Source organism: Solibacillus sp. FSL W7-1472, from assembly GCF_037969775.1.
Classification (GTDB): Bacteria; Bacillota; Bacilli; order Bacillales_A; family Planococcaceae; genus Solibacillus; species Solibacillus silvestris.
On the sequence record NZ_CP150208.1, the window covers coordinates 3,512,806 to 3,531,637 of the forward strand.

The window sequence follows — 18,832 nt, forward strand, 5'->3', positions numbered from 1 at the left end:
AAGAACAAAATAAAAACTCCTTCACGAGGCAATGTGAAGGAGTTCTTTCTATTATATAAGGAAATTTCCAATGACTATTACTTAATAATTAAAATGCTTCTGATGTTGTTTTCGCTTGCATATGCAATGTTAAATAATCTGGTCCGCCTGCTTTAGAGTCAGTACCTGACATGTTGAAGCCGCCAAATGGTTGGTAACCAACGATTGCACCTGTACAGCCGCGGTTGAAATAAAGGTTTCCAACATGGAACTCTTCGCGAGCATACTCTAAGTTCATACGGTCGTTTGTAATAACAGCACCTGTTAATCCGTATTCAGTATTGTTTGCGATATCAATCGCTTCTTCAAATGAATCTGCTTTTGTAATCGCTACAACTGGACCGAAGATTTCTTCTTTCATAATACGCGCTTCCGGATCTACATCGGCAAATACTGTCGGGTGTACGAAGTAACCAACAGAATCATCTGCAGTACCACCAGCAACTAGACGGCCTTCTGTTTTACCGATTTCAATATACTCACTGATTTTTTTGAATGCTGCCGAATCGATTACTGTTGCCATAAAGTTGTTATTGTCTGAAGGGTCACCAATTGTTAATGATTTCGTTAACTCTTCCACACGGTTTACAACTTGATCATATACATCTTTTACGATTACTACACGTGAACATGCTGAACACTTTTGTCCTGAGAAACCGAAAGCTGATTTTACGATGGACTGTGCAGCTAACTCTAAATCTGCATCCTTATCAACAACGATTGTATCTTTACCGCCCATTTCAGCAATGACACGTTTAATCCAAATTTGACCTGGACTTAATTTTGATGCACGTTCGTTAATACGTAAGCCGACATCACGAGAACCTGTAAAACTGATGAAGCGTGTTTTCGGGTGGTCTACTAAGTAGTCCCCTACTTCTGCTCCACTACCAGGTACGAAGTTTACTACGCCTTTTGGTAAACCTGCTTCTTCAAGCACTTCAATAAATTTATAAGCGACAACCGGTGTAGTTGATGCTGGTTTTAATAATACTGTGTTACCAGTAACAACAGCTGCAACGGTTGTACCTGCCATAATGGCGAACGGGAAGTTCCAAGGAGAAATAACAATCCCTACCCCTAGTGGAATATAGTCATAACGGTTGTATTCATTCGGACGGCTTTCTACTTTACGACCATCTTTCATTTCCAGCATTTGACGGCCATAGTATTCTAAAAAGTCGATTGCTTCTGCAGTATCTGCATCCGCTTCATTCCATGGCTTACCTGCTTCTTTCGTCAACCATGCAGAAAACTCATGCTTGCGGCGGCGGATAATTGTCGCTGCTTTGAATAATACGTCTGCACGAATTTCAGGTTTAACTTTTTTCCATGACTTGAATGCTTTATCTGCTTCTTGCATCGCTTTTTCAGCCCAGTCTTTTGAAGCTTTTGAAACAGAGCCAATCACTTCTGTTTTCTTAGCCGGGTTATATGATACAATTTTTTCTTCTGTCGTAATACGTTCGCCACCGATAATTAGAGGATAATCGGCACCAAGCTGTGATTCTACTTTTTTAAGCGCTTCCAAATAAGCTTGCTTGTTTTCTTCTACCGAGAAATCTGTAAATGGTTCATGTTTATAGTTAATCATTTATCATTACCTCCGATATTAAGTGCAATATTATTTTGCATCATATTATGTTTCTTAATTTGAATTATGCAATATAATAATGCTTAAATCAATTATTTTTTCTAAATTACGCAAATTATCTCATTTTGATATTCCCATGCTAAAATAAAATGGAGGGGGTTACACCGTATGAATCAACTAGATCGCTCTAGTGTTTTTGAATTTATGATTGAAAAAATAGAAACCGGTCTTTGCGCTATTGACGAAAATGGACGAGTCATCGTATACAACAAAAAAATGCGCGAGCTTACCGGTGAATCACTTGAACAGATTACACAACGCTTTTTATCACAGTCACTCGACTTTAACTTGGAGCAAAATATGCTGCAAAAAGTTTTAGCTTCAGGTCAAAGCTTCAAACATATTAAGCAAACGTTCTGGAATGCCCGTGGTGAAGAAGTGACAATGATGAATGACTATTATCCATATACCCTAAATGACGGTACGAAAATCGCCATTCAATTTTCCCGCGATATTACTCAGCAGGAATTTTTGATGGACCGTCCTCTAAGTCGTTACGGTGCTCCATTAACTTTTGATATTATTACTGCTGTTTCAAAATCGATGAAGCAAGTAATTCAGCAAGCTAAAATTGCCGCACTCGGTCGAATTCCGGTTATGCTTGTCGGTGAATCCGGAACAGGGAAAGATATGATTGCAGAAGGTATTCATCATGAGCTTGCTGAAAAAAACGAACGCTTCATCACACTTATTTGCCGACGCAATGAAAAAACATTGCTCAATCAAATAGAAAAATATATTGCCGAGGAAAAAAACTATACGTTTTTTGCCGAGCGGATTGAATTTTTATCAGATGAAGCACAGAACCGCATCGTGGAGCTTCTGGAAAAACATACCGAACGTAACCATGTCTTCATTGCAAGTATTGGTGAAGATCCGATTGACTTAATCCAGAAAGGCCATCTGTCCAAAAACCTGTATTACTTATTTTCGAACTTAACAATACAAGTACCCGCACTCCGGGAGCGCCGTGAAGATATTAAGCCCTTCGTGGACGATTATTTTGCTCGCCGACGCATTGCTTATGGCAGCTCAGTTAAAGGATTAGCACCTGAAATCGAGGAAATTTTCCAGAACTACGACTGGCCTGGAAATTTAAAAGAACTTGAAGTTTTACTGGATGATATTAGTGCCTTACTAACAACAGAAGAATATGTGGAACTTATACATATCCCTGCATACTTCAAGTGGAAGCTCCAGCAAGCAGAGCCAACTGCCTCTGAACAGCAAAAATTATTCGATTTCTCCGAACAGACATTGCAGCCTCTTGATGAATATATGCGTAAAGTTGAGGACTATTATATTTCACACGCCTTACAGCTGAATGACGGAAATATTTCGCAGACAGCTAAAGCACTGGGCATTCATCGTCAAGGTTTGCAATATCGTCTAAAACGCAAATAAAATTGGTAATATTTTGTATTAATTACCATTTAAGAGACCCGCTACTAGTGGGTCTCTTTTCCATTTTTCTTAGTGCAATATTTTATTGCATGTTTTATAAATTATGTTTTTTAGAGCATGTAAACGTTTTAAGAAAGTATTTCAGCAAAATTTTTTTACAGCAAAAACCGTTGCCATTTCTCGCTTTTCCTTCTAGCAAACACTAAACTTTTCAAAATTTGTTTCCTTTTTTGAATTTTTTGTTTTATACTCACGTCAATAACAATAAAATACTTTTTTAATCGCAGGGGGATTGATTAAAATGTCATTAAAAGATTTTTTTATCGCACTTTCAGAGAATCAAACATTAAATTCTGCAGCCCAAAAATACGGATTTAAGCTAGGGGCGCAAAGTGTCGTTGCAGGTACAAATATTGATGAAGTTATAGAAAGCATCAAGCATTTAAATGCACAGGGTATTTCTTGTACTGTCGATAATCTAGGGGAATTTGTGTTTGAGAAGTCAGCTGCGCTTGCTGCAAAAGAGCAAATTTTGGCAGTAATCGAACGCATTCACAGTGAAAACCTTGATGCACATATTTCTTTAAAACCATCTCAGTTGGGGTTGGATATTGATTTCGAGTTTAGCTATGAAAATTTGAAAGAGATCGTTGCATTGGCAAATGAATATCAGATTTTTGTTAATTTTGATATGGAAAACTATGCTCGTCTACACCCTTCATTTGAGCTATTGGAAAAGATTCACGCAGATTACGATAATGTAGGTACAGTTATTCAAGCATACTTTTTCGAGTCAGATGAAAATGTAGAACGTTTTAAAGATTACCGTTTACGTATTGTAAAAGGCGCTTACAAAGAAGATGAGTCTGTCGCTTACCAAAATAAAGCCGATATCGACCGCAAGTTTATCGAGCAGATTGAATATCATTTACTACATGGCAAATTCACTTCGATTGCGACACATGATCACAATGTAATTAATCATGTAAAACAATTTGTCGATAAGCATAATATTCCTAATGATAAATTTGAGTTCCAAATGCTTTATGGCTTCCGGAAAGAAATGCAGTTGGGCCTCGCAAAGGAAGGGTATAACTTCTGTACGTATGTACCATTTGGTAATGATTGGTACGGCTATTTTATGCGTCGTTTGGCAGAACGTCCGCAAAATCTGACACTAGTTACAAAACAAGTATTTACGAAAAAGACAAATACAATTTTAGCTGTTGCAGCAGGTGCATTTTTAGCCGGACGTATGTCTAAAAAGTATAGATAAGTACAGAAGCGCTATATTTTATTGCGTTGACGACCATCTATTGCAACATGGTAAACTAGTCAAAAATTTATTATTAAGGGAGATGTATTTATGTCAGATTACAGTTATCAGTTGTTGGCCATTATTATTTATATGATTGTGATGCTCGGCATTGGCTGGTATGCGTTCCGGAAAACTAGCAACCTGACAGACTATATGTTGGGCGGACGTGGTCTCGGTGCTGCAGTAACAGCATTAAGTGCCGGTGCAGCGGATATGTCGGGCTGGCTATTAATGGGGCTTCCAGGTGCAATCTATTTATCGGGTCTCGTGGAAGCTTGGATTGCAATCGGTTTAACAGTCGGTGCATATTTAAACTGGTTACTTGTAGCACCTCGTTTACGTGTTTATACACAAGTAACAAAGGATTCCATCACGATTCCAAGTTATTTGGATAACCGTTTGCGTGACAACACGAAACTATTACGTATCGCATCGGGGATTATCATTTTAGTATTCTTTACATTCTATGTATCTTCTGGAATGGTATCAGGCGGTAAGTTTTTTGAGAGCTCATTCGGAATGGATTACCATACAGGTCTTTTATTCGTATCGGCAGTAGTTGTTGCCTACACATTATTCGGCGGGTTTTTAGCTGTTAGTTATACGGATGTAATTCAAGGTCTTATAATGCTTGTTACATTAATTGCAGTTCCTGTTTTTGGAATCTTCTTAACTGGCGGTATTGGAGAAACGGTTGATTCTATTAAAGCAGTCGATCCGGAAATGTTCAGCCTTCTTCCTTCTACTGTAACAGCAACAGCTATTATTTCTTCTCTTGCATGGGGGCTTGGCTACTTTGGTCAGCCACATATAATCGTACGCTTTATGGCGATTACATCAGTAAAAGAAACGAAAAATGCTCGTCGTATCGGTATTGGCTGGATGATTTTCAGTTTACTAGGTGCGCTCGCAACAGCATTAGTCGGTGTGGCTTACTTCCAGCAGCAAGGTACGGAATTGAAGGATGCGGAAACAGTATTTATCGTGTTAGGGCAGATTTTATTCCACCCGTTCATTGCAGGAATCGTACTTGCAGCAATTTTAGCAGCAGTTATGAGTACCATTTCATCACAATTAATCGTAACTTCTTCAGCACTGATTGAAGACATTTATAAAGCTTTATTCAACAAAACTGCGACAGATAAACATTACGTATTTTTAGGTCGTGTCGCTGTACTTTTCGTATCTATTTTTGCGGCAATTGTTGCATGGAATCCGGAAAGCACAATTTTAGGATTGGTCGCATTCGCATGGGCCGGTTTTGGTGCAGCATTCGGTCCAATCATTTTACTTTCTCTGTTCTGGCGTAAGCTTACAAACTACGGAGCACTTGCCGGAATGGTTGCCGGTGCCGCAGTTGCATTCGTTTGGGGACGTACGGAAAGTTTAACGAGCATGCTTTATGAGATTGTACCAGGCTTTATCGCATGTTTAGTCGTTGCAGTCGTAGTGAGTATGTTGACGTATAAACCAAATGCGGAAATCGAAGAAGAGTTCAATGAAACACAACGTATTTTAAAAGAAGAGCAAAAGTAATAATAAAAACGGTATGATCTTTTATAAGATATACCGTTTTTTCAATATCCAGAAAAACTTTTGATGGAGGTTATTTTATGCAACTTGCACAACTATTCCCTTCCCTTAAGCAACATAGTACATACCCGACAGCCCATAATTCTGCAACTACAATTTTTTATGATTCACCTAATGCATGCTGGTATGAAATCGCCAAAAGTGAAATAACCGAACGAGATGCTCTATTGTTAAAGCATTTTTATCATGAATGTAGTGAGCAAACGGATCCGTGGTTACTATTATTGACACAAGGAGTTGTACCAAAGCCAGCTACTTACTCTTCTATTCGAATTTTACAATATTATATTAATAATGATGCCGCGCAATTAAAGTACGCTATCGAACTTTTCTTTATGAATGATGCTCATCTACTGGAAGCTGCTCCTCATACTTTCTGGATTATTTTGTTTAAAGATTATACTCGAGAAGAGCTTGAAGGCTTTATGGCAATATTGGAAAATGACTTTTATTTGCATGGACAGCTTTTCATAGGTCAATTGCTTCCGGTTTCTGAAATGCTGCATTATTCTTTCTTAACGGAGCAAAAAATATTTCAGTCCATTTTTGAACGGCAGCACCAAACGATTTATACATTTTCTGAAAGCTTCTTAACTTTATTGCCATTACACTTGACTATGCCGTTGCAACAATATTTGCAGCATACGCTGTTCAATAATTTAAATGATGAAATGATTACTACCATTACAACGCTATTTTCCCATAATGGAAACATGTCCTCAGCCGCTAAAGAATTACATATACACCGCAACACGTTGTTGTATCGAACACAACGTTATTTTGAAGAAACATCATTGGACTTAAAGCGCAGTGACGATCTGCTAATAGCTTATTTAGCAGCTCAATTGAATAAACTGACAAAATATCCCTGAAAATTTTAAGCACATTGCACAAAGGCATTCCCCTCTTAATCTTTTATAATATGAAAAAAGGGGGACTGGTTTTTTATGTTAGATTTTGATCATCTTGTAAAACGTTATCCCGATGGCTATGTAGCTGTTGAAAATTTTCATTTAAAGGTTGAACCTGGTGAATTTCTTGTACTTGTTGGTCCGTCAGGCTGCGGAAAATCTACGACATTGCGTATGGTCGCAGGACTTGAAACGATTTCTGAAGGCGAATTGCGCATCGAGGGTAAACGAGTGAATGAAGTTGAACCAAAAGACCGCGATATTGCAATGGTTTTCCAAAACTATGCTCTATACCCGCATATGAATGTGTACGATAATATGGCTTTTGGCTTGAAGCTGCGGAAATTCTCGAAAGATCAAATTGATAAAAAAGTACGTGAGGCTGCTGCAATTTTAGGGTTATCGGATCTATTGGACAAGAAGCCAAAATCACTTTCCGGTGGCCAACGTCAGCGTGTTGCACTTGGCCGTGCCATTGTTCGTGACGCGAAGCTGTTTTTAATGGATGAACCGTTATCGAACTTGGATGCAAAACTTCGGGTACAAATGCGCTCTGAAATTACAAAGCTCCATTATCGTTTAAATACAACGACTATATATGTTACGCACGATCAAACGGAAGCGATGACGATGGCTACACGAATTGTTGTAATGAAGGATGGTGTCATTCAGCAAATCGGAACGCCGCGTGAAGTATACGATACACCTGAAAATGTATTTGTTGGCGGGTTTATCGGTTCTCCAGCTATGAACTTCCTTCGCGGGAATGTTGTAGGCGAATATTTTGAAATCGCCAATGAAAAAGTCCGCATCCCGGAAGAAAAATTAAAAATATTAAAAGAACAAAACTATATTAACCGTGAAATTATTTTAGGTATCCGTCCGGAAGATATTCATGATGGCCATAAACAAGATTCAAGCAGTCTCGTTAAAACGAAAGTCCAAGTAAGTGAATTAACCGGTGCAGAAATGATTGTTTATGCGTCAATTGATGACCAGCAATTTGTAGGTAAAATACATGCAGATGCAGATGTAGCTATGGGGCAGGAGCTTTCACTTAACTTCAATCTGGCAAAAGCTCACTTCTTTGATCCGGCAACAGAAATGCGGATTCGCTGATTAGTAAATAATTAGAAAAAGCAGTCAGAGAAAATTCTGACTGCTTCTTTTTATATTTTATAGCAACGCTGCACCTATCAGTCCGGCATTGCCTTTATTTAAGCTTGCTTGCACTCTGCCTTTTTTATGTTCAAAGAATGGCAGGCTGAAATACTGATCAACTAAACGGGAAATTTCATCCACAATTAGCGGATGATGATTCATAACTCCTCCGCCTAGTACGACAACATGCGGATCTGCTAATAAAATGAAGCTGTGAATCTTCTGTGCGATTTCTTGCTGCCATTCATGTATGAGCGGCACGATGCGTTCATCCTTTTCATAGTAGCGTTCAAAAAATTGCTGTAATTTGCCTTCTTCATTTGTTTGCTGCTGTAATGTGTTTAATAAACCGGGTCCAGCACATACTTCTTCAAAATAGGCACCGGAGCCTGTTATTGAAAAACCGATTTCTCCGGGAATTCCGGCCCCTCTTAAAAATTTCCCCTCATGTATGATACAGCAGGCAATTCCTGTGCTAATCGTGACATATATGAATGTTTCTTTCTCAAAGTGACGTACTTTGTATTCTCCATTTGCTGCAGTCATCATATCCGTTTCCATAAAAACCTCAGCTTTTGGAAATGTCGTTTGAAGTCTTTGGACGAGCGGAAAATTACGCCACGGCAAGTTTTGCTGAAAAACTACAAGCCCCTGCTTTAAATCTAAAATTCCCGGTAAACCAACCGCTACTTTTATAACATCCCCTTCTTCACCTTCCAGAAGCTTATGAAAACCTGAAATAATCGCCTCAAATAATGATTCAGACTGCTGGGGACTCTTAACTTCCATTTGCTTTATTAATATTTCCGGCTGTTCTTGCTTCGATAAAGCAAGTGCTAATTTTGTCCCTCCGATATCAGCACTTAAAATCCACATCTACTCCACCTGCTTTATAAAAATTCCGTAGTCTTTCCAAATTGTATAGCCTAGCTTCTCATAAAAGACGATTAAATCCGTCCAATCAATAAAGAACGTCTCTTTACCACGTTGCTGCAAATAATATTCTGCAGCTTCGATAACAGCTCTCCCTAAGCCATACTTTCTATAATCTTCATTTACCCCCAGTGGACCAATGCCACCTAATCGCTCAAACTGCTCTGCCCAATTATAGTTTGGCCCCTTCAAAGCACTATGTTCATCATTTATACGACAGAAGCCCACTATCTTGCCTTCCCATTTCACAACGACATAATCTCTCCCTGTACCTCCATGAGCGAAATAATCATGCGCTTCAAAAGTCCACCGCCCAGGGAATGACTGAGTCATAAAATCAATGAGTTGCTGTTGTTCTTCTTTTTCTAGTAAAACAAATTGAACATTCTTTTTTTCAGGCAGTGATAATGGTTCTGTTACGGTTTTTGTGAAGTCTACACTTTCGACAATTCGTTTATAGCCAAACTTCTCTGCAAACGTAATACCCTCCTGCTGATCAAGTGGGACTCCGCATAATAAGTGTCCTAAATCCCCGCCAAGCTGAATTTTCTTTATGCCGTTATTGAGAAGGGCCTGTTCTGCATAACGGTATAATTCGGTTCCAATTTTTTGCTGACGGTAATCCGGGTGCACAAGCAGCATTTGAATCCAGCCATGCTCCTTATTTAAAGAAACGCCATGTGTTTCATGCCATACTTTTGCAATGACGACACCGGCAATTTCCCCGTCTATTTCCTTTATCGCACTTCCTTCATGTAAAACATAAGGTGATTGCCAACTATTTTGCTCAAGCAAGCGATCTGATAACTTAAAGTCAGGTAGACAAATATTCCATAAGTCTACTACGTCCTTGTGAGATTCTTTTGTTACTGGCTTTAGCATCCTATTTCCCCCCAAATGTTTCTTCCATTCGACGTAATGGATCGTCAATGAAGGCTTCATCCCATTCAACAACCAGACCTTGCTCTATTAACTGCGGTCTTATTTGCTCATATAATATATCCTGAACGGCCTTCCTTTCCTGTAGCGCAATTGCCGCTACAGTACCTGCCCCTTGCCCAAGCATCATAAATACAGGTTCCATCCGAATTGAACCATATGCAATGTGAGACGCACTTAGGCATACAGGAACAATTAAGTTCGTACAATGCTCTTTTTTCGGTAAAAGCGAGCGCAAATCAATCATAAATGGTTTTACCGGTACTTGGATATCCCCTTCATTCATAACTCGCCCATTGATGACGATACGACGGCAATGATGTGAATCCATATGAAAAGATGCGATTGCAATAGGCTGTTCGCAAATTATACGTTGCAAGGCATTGTGTTCTGTCATGACATACTCGCCTCTCATTCGCCTTGCTTCCCTTATATACAGCTGGCGCGGCCAATTGCCTGTTTCGATAAACTCATCTGAAGCAAATCCCCACTGTCTTACTTCTTCCCGAATAACAAGCGGTACTTCTTCATCATTGGCTAAAAAGTACAGTAACCCTGCAACATATGTTACGTGCTGCTGATACATTTTTTCTCTTACTTCATAATTCGCATCAGGGAAAGTATAATTCATCCCGATGAAATCCGTAGAAAATGCTCCATGATTATTTAAATCGGTCTTTCCGTTCATCAAAGGTGTATGTAACTTCATCGCATCCCAATGCCCTGCCTTAATATAACGTAGGAGCAGTGCATAGTGATTGCGCTCATACCCGTTCGGTTTTGGGAACGGCACTTTTAGCTCCTTCGTTAAACACATCCGGAAATTATATGCTTGAATACGATGATCACCCGCACCATTTTGCTCTGTCACAACCTCATCTGAAATACCATATAATAGCCCGCTTGCCGGATTGCCTTCTTCAATATACGGATCTATAAAACTTTCAAATTTATGATGCTGTGTACCAAATTGAACACCATTATAAATTTCCTTATAAACAGTGCTCGCTTCTCTTCCTACAATGTATTCGACCCCTGCATGCCCCAGCAGATCACCTTCGTAGCTTGCATCAATAAATTGCTTCGCTTCATAGGTTGTGCCGTCTGTCATAACGATTTGCTGAATTTGCTGGTCTTCACAAAGAACAGTTTCAATAAATTGCTCTGTTTGAACATCAATCTCATGTTCTTGTAACCAAGTTTTAAAAATATGTTCTGCTACATGTGGTTCGAACCGTACACATTTTTCAATTCCATAGTGTTGTGCGATTTCTTCATAAAATTGCATTGCTAAACCACCAATCGCCTGTTCAGCACCTAAATCGGTCGCCCCTAATCCACTTGTCGTCATCCCGCCGACAAAGCGGCTGCATTCAGCAATACGAACATCATGTCCCTTCTTTTTTAATGTAATGGCTGCTGTAATGCCTGCAGGTGTCGCCCCGTATATTAATACTTCCTGCTTATAATGCTGTTGTCTCTTTTCTTTTTTACGGTAATAATAAACCGATTCCCACATTTATAAAGCCTCCCAACGTAACTTCGTAGCCTGAACAACTCGCTGTAATGACTCAACATAATGTTGAAGCGGCTCTTCCAATTGCGCCTGTTGCAGTAAATGTTCCATCTTCTTCAATAATTCCAGTACATCAAGCTTCACTTCCGGATTTTTTGCCTCTACGACACGGCTAGGGAAAAATATGGCGTTATACTGACTATTTTGGGCAAAAACTTGTTCAATTTTCTCAGCTAGCTGCTGCATTGCCGGTGACAGTAAATGAGGAACGGTTTCAACGTCTTCCCAAAGCGACCGCGCAAATACGATATTGTTAAATTGCTGGTACTGCTGATAATCATATTGATCCATATGTGGCTGTGCCTTTGCGACTTTATGCAGTGGAACGACTAAATTGACCATACCGTCACAGCCGGCCTCTTTATAATTCTCTATGTCTGTCGCTATCCTTTTAAATAAAAGCGGGAAAAGTTCACTTAGCATAAAGTGGTCACTGTAATATTCAAATACCGTAAATTGTTTGTCTGTCGAACTGCGCCAGTCCATCAGGCTTTCCCATGCACGCTGATCTCGCTGTGAGGCATAACTCTGTGAATAATTACGTCCCCAATATGCATATAAAACATTTGCAGAACTCACCTGCTGCTCTTTGCGTTCAAGCATTTCCCAGCTTAGGCCAGCATTATAGACAATATGCTCTACTTCAACCTGTAGCCCAGCTCCGGCTAATGCTTGCTGGAGTTTTTCAGTGAAGGTCATATATTGAGTTAAAAAGAGCTTTGCTTCTTCACCTTTTGCTCCTACATCTTCCGGCCATAGGGAGATCCGGCGAATAACAGGTTCTGCTTCACAATAAGATACGATTACGTCAATGACATATTGTTGCGCTTTTTCATCCTGTAAAAAGTCCTGATTTTTTAGCGCATTGGCCGACGTAAATTCTGTTTCCTCACCTACTAAATCATTTACCGCCCCATCAGCAGCAGCCTTTCCTGAAACGGTCACGCCTTTTGCCTTTGCCAATAAATAACGTAAACTATGCCCGCCTAACGTAACATCAATTCCACGCTTTTTAATTTCCGGTAAAAGTGCATCCTTTACTTCATCCCAGAGGAAAAATGTAAAGAACACTTCATTTAGTCCGTTTTTTGTACCAACATCGAGCATGCTCTTTAAAAAAGGAATGTCATCGATTGTTTCAAATACATTGCCTCGACGACTGAACTTCGGTTTTCCTTCATAGGTACTTGTTAGCCCCTGGATTGCGATTTTTCTTTCTTTCTCTAATTCCAGAAATATAAGCCCTTCTACTTTTTCAATCAATTTATATACCCCGTACAACAAGGCGCGGCTTGTATTCCCTCGAATCACATAATGATTTTCTGTTTGAACAATTTCAAATTCATCCCCATTCCGTGATGGATTGAATCGTTCCAACATGACTCGTTTATCTCCCGTATAAAAGCGTTCTAGTTCCTCAAATGCAAATTGTTCAATTTCATTTTTATAATCCGGTTGTATATTCATCTGCATCGATCCCTTTCATTAATTGCTCTCTGATTGAACGAAAAGGATACCCGTTATGAGTATCCTTTGAATTGTCTTATAGTTTTACTGCTTGCTTTCTGCTATTTGATTCATATGCTGCCAGTGCAATTTCTAAAGATTTCAAACCATCATGACCCGAAATAAGCGGTTGTTTTTTTTGTTGAATAGAATTAAGAAAGTCGACAATTAAATCAAAGTCGGTATCATTTCCGCTATATAAATGTGTGAGCGATTTATTACCCTTCCCATATAATTGGAGCTTCTCGTTAAACACATCTACTTTTCGTGTTGCTTTCGTTCCGATTACTTCAATCATCACGTCACCCCATGTCGGAAATTCCGGGAACCGTGACCAGCTTGCATCATGTGAAGCAATCACTCCATTATCAAATACAATTGTCATAATTCCTGCGTCATCCGTATCAAGTTCGGTAAAATAGTTATTCGCAAATGCAGTAATTTCCTTTGCTTCACTGTTCATATACCAGCGCATAATATCAACCATGTGGACGGTATGATCCAATACCGCACCCCCACCTGCCAACTCCTCATCGACAAACCAGCCGCCCGGATTTTGCCCGCGATTGGTAGAGCGTATTGCAACGATCTCACCAAGTTCCCCAGCATCAATGGCTGCTTTCAAATCTCGGATCGGTGCGCTGTAGCGAACCGGATAAGCAATGGACAGCTGCACTCCGTTTTCTTTACAAACTTCTATCATCTCGTTTGCATCGTTAATATTCGTCGCAATCGGTTTCTCACACAAAATATGTTTTTTTGCCTTTGCTGCAGCATTCACCATTTCTTTATGAAACACATTTTCACTACATATCAGCACAACATCAATATCCTCTGCCAAAAATTCATTCATATGTGCAAAAAACGGTACATCATACTGCTTACTCGCCTGTTCGCCCCGAGTCGTATCGGTATCATAAATAGCGGTTAATTTCGTGCCCGGTATCCGCTCGATTGCCGTTGCATAGCTTGTGGCATGAATGTGCGCAAAGCTCATAATCCCAATGTTCATTGCAGTTCACCTCGTTGCAGGAGCAGCCGTACAGCAGCAAGTTTTTCATCATAGGCATCATTCCATTGAATCGCATACTGAAGAACTGCATCAATATTTTTGAATAGGTTTCGATTGTTGTCACTGTCACTCGTCATTTGTAAACTATCAAACTCTGCGATATGCAGATGACTGCTCCATTCAAATTCAATACGGTCCTGACCCGTCCGATATTCTAAATGGGCCATGATCGATTCACCAAATTCACAAAGAACGATTGTATAATGATTTTCACCAATCTCATTCGAACGCACCGATACATTTCGAACATTTCCAAACCATTCCGATATGGCAAGGATATCCTCCTCAATATACGAGAAGTTATTCGTTGTTCTGCGCAGACGAAGAACGCCTTTTACCATATCATGTGCTTTCAACACTTGTTGTAATTGAATGGCAAATGAATAGGACCATAAATCAAAATAAACGAAACCTTGTTTTTCTGAAGTTGAAAATGGCTTATATGCGTCTACTTCAGGGTGGTGCAATATTGTTACGGTATTAGGCTCTTCACTGTTTTCGTTTGTAAAGCGGTACAGCGGAGAATGCATGAGCAGCTGCCGGTCTTTTTCCAATACGATTTTCATTAGTAATCACCTACAATTTTATTTCTTGTTTTGTTGCAGCTGATTCATAAATCGCCGCCAACATTTTCGTCACTTCAACCCCGTCTTCCACCGTAGAAATGGGCTGTACATTATTCAGGCAACACTCAACAAAGTGGTTAATCTCATTAATGAATGAACCAGTAAAATCAAAGCTCAACATATCGATTTGCGGGGTAATATTTATAATTGTTTCATGCTGCTCTTTTATAATGGCCAACTCCGGTTCTACTTCGGCTCCGCCATTTTCACCATAAAGTTTTACTGATACTTCATCTTGTTTTGCATGTAATGTAAAACTTACATCCACAAATAGGGAAGCACCATTTTCAAAGCGAATGAGCGCATTCGCAAGATCTTCCACATCATTGTGCTCGGCGTTATAATCAGCCGCTTTATAGAAAGATAAGTTTTCTATATGTGAGCGATTTCCCAATTTTTTATACGTATTCCCCGAAACTGAAACCGGTTTTGGTTTCCCCATTAAATACCAGCAAAGGTCGATCATATGCGTTCCTAAATCAATCAATGGCCCGCCGCCGGATTTTTTGATATCACTGAACCAGCCGCCCGGGTTCCCCAATCTGCGGATGCATGAAGCCTTCGCATAATAAATTTCCCCCAGGTCCCCTGCATCAATAAACTTTTTAAGAACGCCTACATTTGTCGCAAATCGACGTACGTAGCCAACTTGTAAAATCTTTTTCGATTCTTTTACCGCTGCTTCCACTGCATAGGCTTCATCAAGTGTTAAACTTAATGGTTTTTCAAGTAGAACATGCTTGTTTTGTTGGAGTGCCTGTATTGCAATTTCGGCATGGGAATTATTCCATGTGCAAATACTGATTGCATCAATTTCCTCGTTCGCAAGGAACTCACTCACTTTTAAATATAAATTGTTTACAAAGTATTTTTTTCCTAACGCATGTAGTCTTCGTTCATTACTATCACAAATTGCAACAATCTCTACATTGGGATGATCGAAATAAGGTTTTAAATGGAACTCGGAAATAGATCCTCCTCCAATTACACCAACCTTTAACATGTTAATTCCCTCCCGAATATTCAATGATGGCGGTCAATGCCTCACTGCTCTCTAATATGTCATACACACCGGCTGAATCTTCAAAAGGAATTTCAAGTTGGACAAAGTCAGAAACATCGATCGCCTTTCGTTCCAATAAACGTATATAGGCTGCCAGATTTCGTCCTTCCGTCCAGCGAACATAATGATACGGGTAGTCAATTGCCTCTTTTTCATAGCGAACATCATAACGACCTGGTCCCCCAGCTCTTGAAATCGTAATGACCGCTTCCTTAACGAACAACTGCTCTCGATTAAATTGCGGTTCTACATCACCGACAATAACAATTCTCCCTTGCTTACGAACCCATTCAAGGCTACGGGAAGTTGTTTCTGAATGTTTGCCGCCAGCACATAAGAGAACAGCATCTACACCATACCCGTTTGTAAAATCCATAATATGCTGTTCCATTTTTGTTAAATCCGAAAACACCTCGAGGCCCGGTGTATCTTTCAGCATTACAGCTCTTTTTGCATTGGGCTCATAGCAGATGACCTCATAGCTAGCAGCAGCACAAATCTTTGCAATCATTTGTCCAAGTACACCTAACCCGATAACTACTACCGACTCACCAAACTGTAACTGTCCTTGGCGTATAGCATGAATGGCAATCGTACCGTGTGCTGCGAATGAGGCGTGCTTTGGCAAAACTTCTGCGGAACATTTAGCTACTAATGGTTCAGGTACAACAAGCTGCTCCATATGCCCAACATAAGGTGCACCATAGCAAGCAACCATATCACCTACTCGAACAGATTTAACACTTTGACCAACTTTCTTTACTTTACCAACGGCGCTATAGCCAAGCTGACGTACACCTTGTTTGCTTCCTTCAATTAATAACCGTTCAGTTCCTGGTGAAACAGCAGTATAATGCGTCTCTACCAATACTCCTGCCTCAAAAAGTTCAGGTTGTTCGATTTCAGCTATTTTCACGACTCCATCATGTGCTTGTAAAGCTTTCACTTTTCTCACCTGATTTCCATTTTGCTAAATTCTGTCTAACAAATGCATCATCTTGTAAATGCGGATACATTTTGTAAACACGCGTTATTTCTTCCGCTTGCCCTTCACTTAATATTTCATGGTCTGCCAGACACCAGTTTCCTTTTAACAACCCTTGTCTCGTCAATACTTCATTGATACCTGCAATGCTCCCTTTAAAGGCATGTGCCGGGTCAAAGAAAGCCGCATTCGCATCCGTCACTTCAATGGCTCTTGTTAACCAGCTTGCATCAATTTGCGCTTTATCCCGAATTGCCTTGATCTCATCAAAATATTGAACTGCTGTTTTTGCCCATACTGACCAGTGCCCTAACAGGCCGCCAACTATTTTCTTTTTAACGGTTTTGCCATTGATAGTAAATGCATATTCAGTTAATAAATCAATAATGATATTATCGTCATTTCCTGTATAAAGAGCGATTTCATCATAGCGTTCGCTATTGCATACTGCCCGAACAACATCTAATGTTTGATAGCGATTAAAAGGCGCCATTTTGATCGCTAATACATTTTCTATATTGGCAAGTTCATGCCAAAACTGATAGGTGAATACACGCCCGCCAACTGATGGCTGTAAATAGAAACCAACTACAGGAATGATTTTGGCAACTTCTCTCGTACGTTCTAATAACTGCGCTTCTGATAAATGCTGCAGTCCTCCCATACTTAGTAATGCTAAATCATAGCCCAGCGTTTTTAAAACTGTCGCTTCATTTTTTGCCTGTTCTACCGGACCACAAACACCTCCTATTTTTATGAAGGATTCAGGTACATTTGCTTTTTTCATCTCATCTATGGCAATTGATAGAACACGCTCATACAAGTTGTATTGCGGATCGCGAATTTCAAATTGTGTCGTATGAACACCAACAGCTAACCCCCCGACTCCCGCATCAATATAATATTTCGTCAAGGCACGCTGACTTATCTCATCCAATGTTTTGTCTTCGTTTAACGCCAATGGATGTGCCGGAATAAATGCACCGTCAAACAATGCCTTTTTTACCGCTTCATTCATTTAAAACGCCCCTTTTCTCTCTTGGAAATGCGTTGGTTTATTTAATGTTGCACCATCTAATTCCACCCAATTTGCAACCATATCAAGCATTTGCTCAACGGATACACGGGGATAGCCGAATAATTTATGGGCATGAGCCGCTGTATTTAATAATGCTGTTTCCTGTTCGACCCCTATAATAATTGCTTCCTTATTAAAGCGTTTTGCAAACTCCTTCGCCAGCCAGCGAACAGATAAGGTTTCCGGTCCCGTTACATTCAGTATTTTTACGGGCGAGTCACAATGTAATAGCGAGCGAATCGCGTATTCGTTTGCATCCCCTTGCCAGATTACATTGACACTGCCCATCGTGACATCAACCGGCTCATTATTGTAGACAGATTTTGCAATTTCCAATAACACACCATATCGTAAATCAATTGCATAATTCAAACGGAACATGAGCATTTTTGTTTGAAAACGATTGGAGAAATTGGTGAAAATACGTTCTCTTCCTAATGTGGACATTGCATATTCTCCAACCGGAATAGGAGTCACATCTTCTCCGCAATTTCCTGCCGTTACAGGAGTAAATGGATAAATGTTACCAGAAGAAAATACAACAATATTTGAGTTTTTAAATTTATCCGCCACACGGCCAGGTACGTATGTATTCATCGCCCATGTGAAATGTTCGTTATTAACTGTACCGAATTTATTGCCCGCCATGAAAATGATATTCGGAATATTCGGCAACTGAGCAAGTTGCTCTTCATCCAGTAAGTCACAAGTAATTGTTTCAATTCCAGCCAACTCCAGTTGTTCTTTCATGTCTTTATTTGAAAATCTGGCGACACCGATGATTCGTTTCTCAATCCCTGCTTCTTCAGCAGCGCGCTTCGCCATTTTTGCTAAAGTAGGACCCATTTTACCTGCAATCCCTAAAATTAAAATGTCACCATCTATTTTCTTTATATCCTCTACTAATGCGGCGGACGGTTTTGTCATAAATTCTTCTAATTGTAATACCGTTTCCATAGCGGTCACCCCTTTGT

Annotated in this window: 16 protein-coding genes; 5 read left to right on the plus strand and 11 right to left on the minus strand. The window is 39.8% G+C overall.

Annotated elements, in window-relative coordinates; genetic code table 11:
• Window positions 1–88: 88 nt before the first annotated feature.
• Window positions 89–1,633: an L-glutamate gamma-semialdehyde dehydrogenase gene (gene pruA / locus MKY07_RS17590; protein ID WP_339263270.1), complete on the minus strand. Its 1,545-nt coding sequence runs from the start codon at window positions 1,631–1,633 to the stop codon at window positions 89–91.
• A gap of 168 nt (window positions 1,634–1,801) precedes the next feature.
• Here pruA and MKY07_RS17595 point away from each other — a divergent pair, with 168 nt between their 5' ends.
• From MKY07_RS17595 to ugpC, 5 genes are all read left to right on the plus strand, one after another.
• Entirely contained in the window at window positions 1,802–3,097 is a 1,296-nt protein-coding gene (locus tag MKY07_RS17595) for a sigma 54-interacting transcriptional regulator (RefSeq protein ID WP_339263271.1), read from the plus strand.
• Window positions 3,098–3,398: 301 nt separating this feature from the next.
• Window positions 3,399–4,373, plus strand: coding sequence for a proline dehydrogenase family protein (locus MKY07_RS17600; RefSeq protein WP_339263272.1), 975 nt, complete (start codon window positions 3,399–3,401; stop codon window positions 4,371–4,373).
• Window positions 4,374–4,463: 90 nt separating this feature from the next.
• On the plus strand, window positions 4,464–5,951 hold the full coding sequence (putP, locus tag MKY07_RS17605) for a sodium/proline symporter PutP (protein WP_339263273.1): 1,488 nt from the start codon (window positions 4,464–4,466) through the stop codon (window positions 5,949–5,951).
• 77 nt (window positions 5,952–6,028) lie between these two features.
• The gene (locus MKY07_RS17610) at window positions 6,029–6,880 is read left to right on the plus strand and encodes a helix-turn-helix domain-containing protein (protein ID WP_339263274.1); all 852 of its coding nucleotides are present in this window, start codon (window positions 6,029–6,031) and stop codon (window positions 6,878–6,880) included.
• A gap of 75 nt (window positions 6,881–6,955) precedes the next feature.
• Window positions 6,956–8,038, plus strand: a complete 1,083-nt coding sequence (gene ugpC / locus MKY07_RS17615; protein ID WP_339263275.1) for a sn-glycerol-3-phosphate ABC transporter ATP-binding protein UgpC — start codon at window positions 6,956–6,958, stop codon at window positions 8,036–8,038.
• A gap of 57 nt (window positions 8,039–8,095) precedes the next feature.
• Here ugpC and MKY07_RS17620 read toward each other — a convergent pair whose 3' ends face one another.
• The 10 genes from MKY07_RS17620 to MKY07_RS17665 all read right to left on the minus strand — a co-directional run bounded on the left by MKY07_RS17620 (window position 8,096) and on the right by MKY07_RS17665 (window position 18,815).
• Window positions 8,096–8,956: an ROK family protein gene (locus tag MKY07_RS17620; RefSeq protein WP_339263276.1), complete on the minus strand. Its 861-nt coding sequence runs from the start codon at window positions 8,954–8,956 to the stop codon at window positions 8,096–8,098.
• On the minus strand, window positions 8,957–9,895 hold the full coding sequence (locus MKY07_RS17625) for a GNAT family N-acetyltransferase (protein ID WP_008405502.1): 939 nt from the start codon (window positions 9,893–9,895) through the stop codon (window positions 8,957–8,959). It lies immediately after the preceding gene.
• Window position 9,896: 1 nt separating this feature from the next.
• Complete coding sequence (locus MKY07_RS17630) at window positions 9,897–11,471, minus strand: FAD-dependent oxidoreductase (RefSeq protein ID WP_008405501.1); 1,575 nt, start codon at window positions 11,469–11,471, stop codon at window positions 9,897–9,899.
• The gene (locus MKY07_RS17635) at window positions 11,472–12,995 is read right to left on the minus strand and encodes a hypothetical protein (protein WP_339263277.1); all 1,524 of its coding nucleotides are present in this window, start codon (window positions 12,993–12,995) and stop codon (window positions 11,472–11,474) included.
• Between the two features lie 76 nt (window positions 12,996–13,071).
• Window positions 13,072–14,046: a Gfo/Idh/MocA family oxidoreductase gene (locus MKY07_RS17640; RefSeq protein WP_339263278.1), complete on the minus strand. Its 975-nt coding sequence runs from the start codon at window positions 14,044–14,046 to the stop codon at window positions 13,072–13,074.
• Window positions 14,043–14,672 (minus strand): peptide ABC transporter substrate-binding protein, encoded by a 630-nt coding sequence (locus MKY07_RS17645; RefSeq protein WP_339263279.1) that lies wholly within the window; start codon window positions 14,670–14,672, stop codon window positions 14,043–14,045. The genes MKY07_RS17640 and MKY07_RS17645 overlap by 4 nt, the downstream gene beginning before the upstream one ends.
• Window positions 14,673–14,682: 10 nt before the next feature.
• Window positions 14,683–15,735, minus strand: a complete 1,053-nt coding sequence (locus tag MKY07_RS17650; protein WP_014822606.1) for a Gfo/Idh/MocA family oxidoreductase — start codon at window positions 15,733–15,735, stop codon at window positions 14,683–14,685.
• Window position 15,736: 1 nt separating this feature from the next.
• Window positions 15,737–16,741, minus strand: coding sequence for a zinc-binding alcohol dehydrogenase (locus MKY07_RS17655; protein ID WP_339263280.1), 1,005 nt, complete (start codon window positions 16,739–16,741; stop codon window positions 15,737–15,739).
• The gene (locus MKY07_RS17660; RefSeq protein WP_014822604.1) at window positions 16,719–17,798 is read right to left on the minus strand and encodes a dihydrodipicolinate synthase family protein; all 1,080 of its coding nucleotides are present in this window, start codon (window positions 17,796–17,798) and stop codon (window positions 16,719–16,721) included. The genes MKY07_RS17655 and MKY07_RS17660 overlap by 23 nt, the downstream gene beginning before the upstream one ends.
• Window positions 17,799–18,815: an NAD-dependent epimerase/dehydratase family protein gene (locus MKY07_RS17665; protein ID WP_339263281.1), complete on the minus strand. Its 1,017-nt coding sequence runs from the start codon at window positions 18,813–18,815 to the stop codon at window positions 17,799–17,801.
• Window positions 18,816–18,832: the final 17 nt, after the last annotated feature.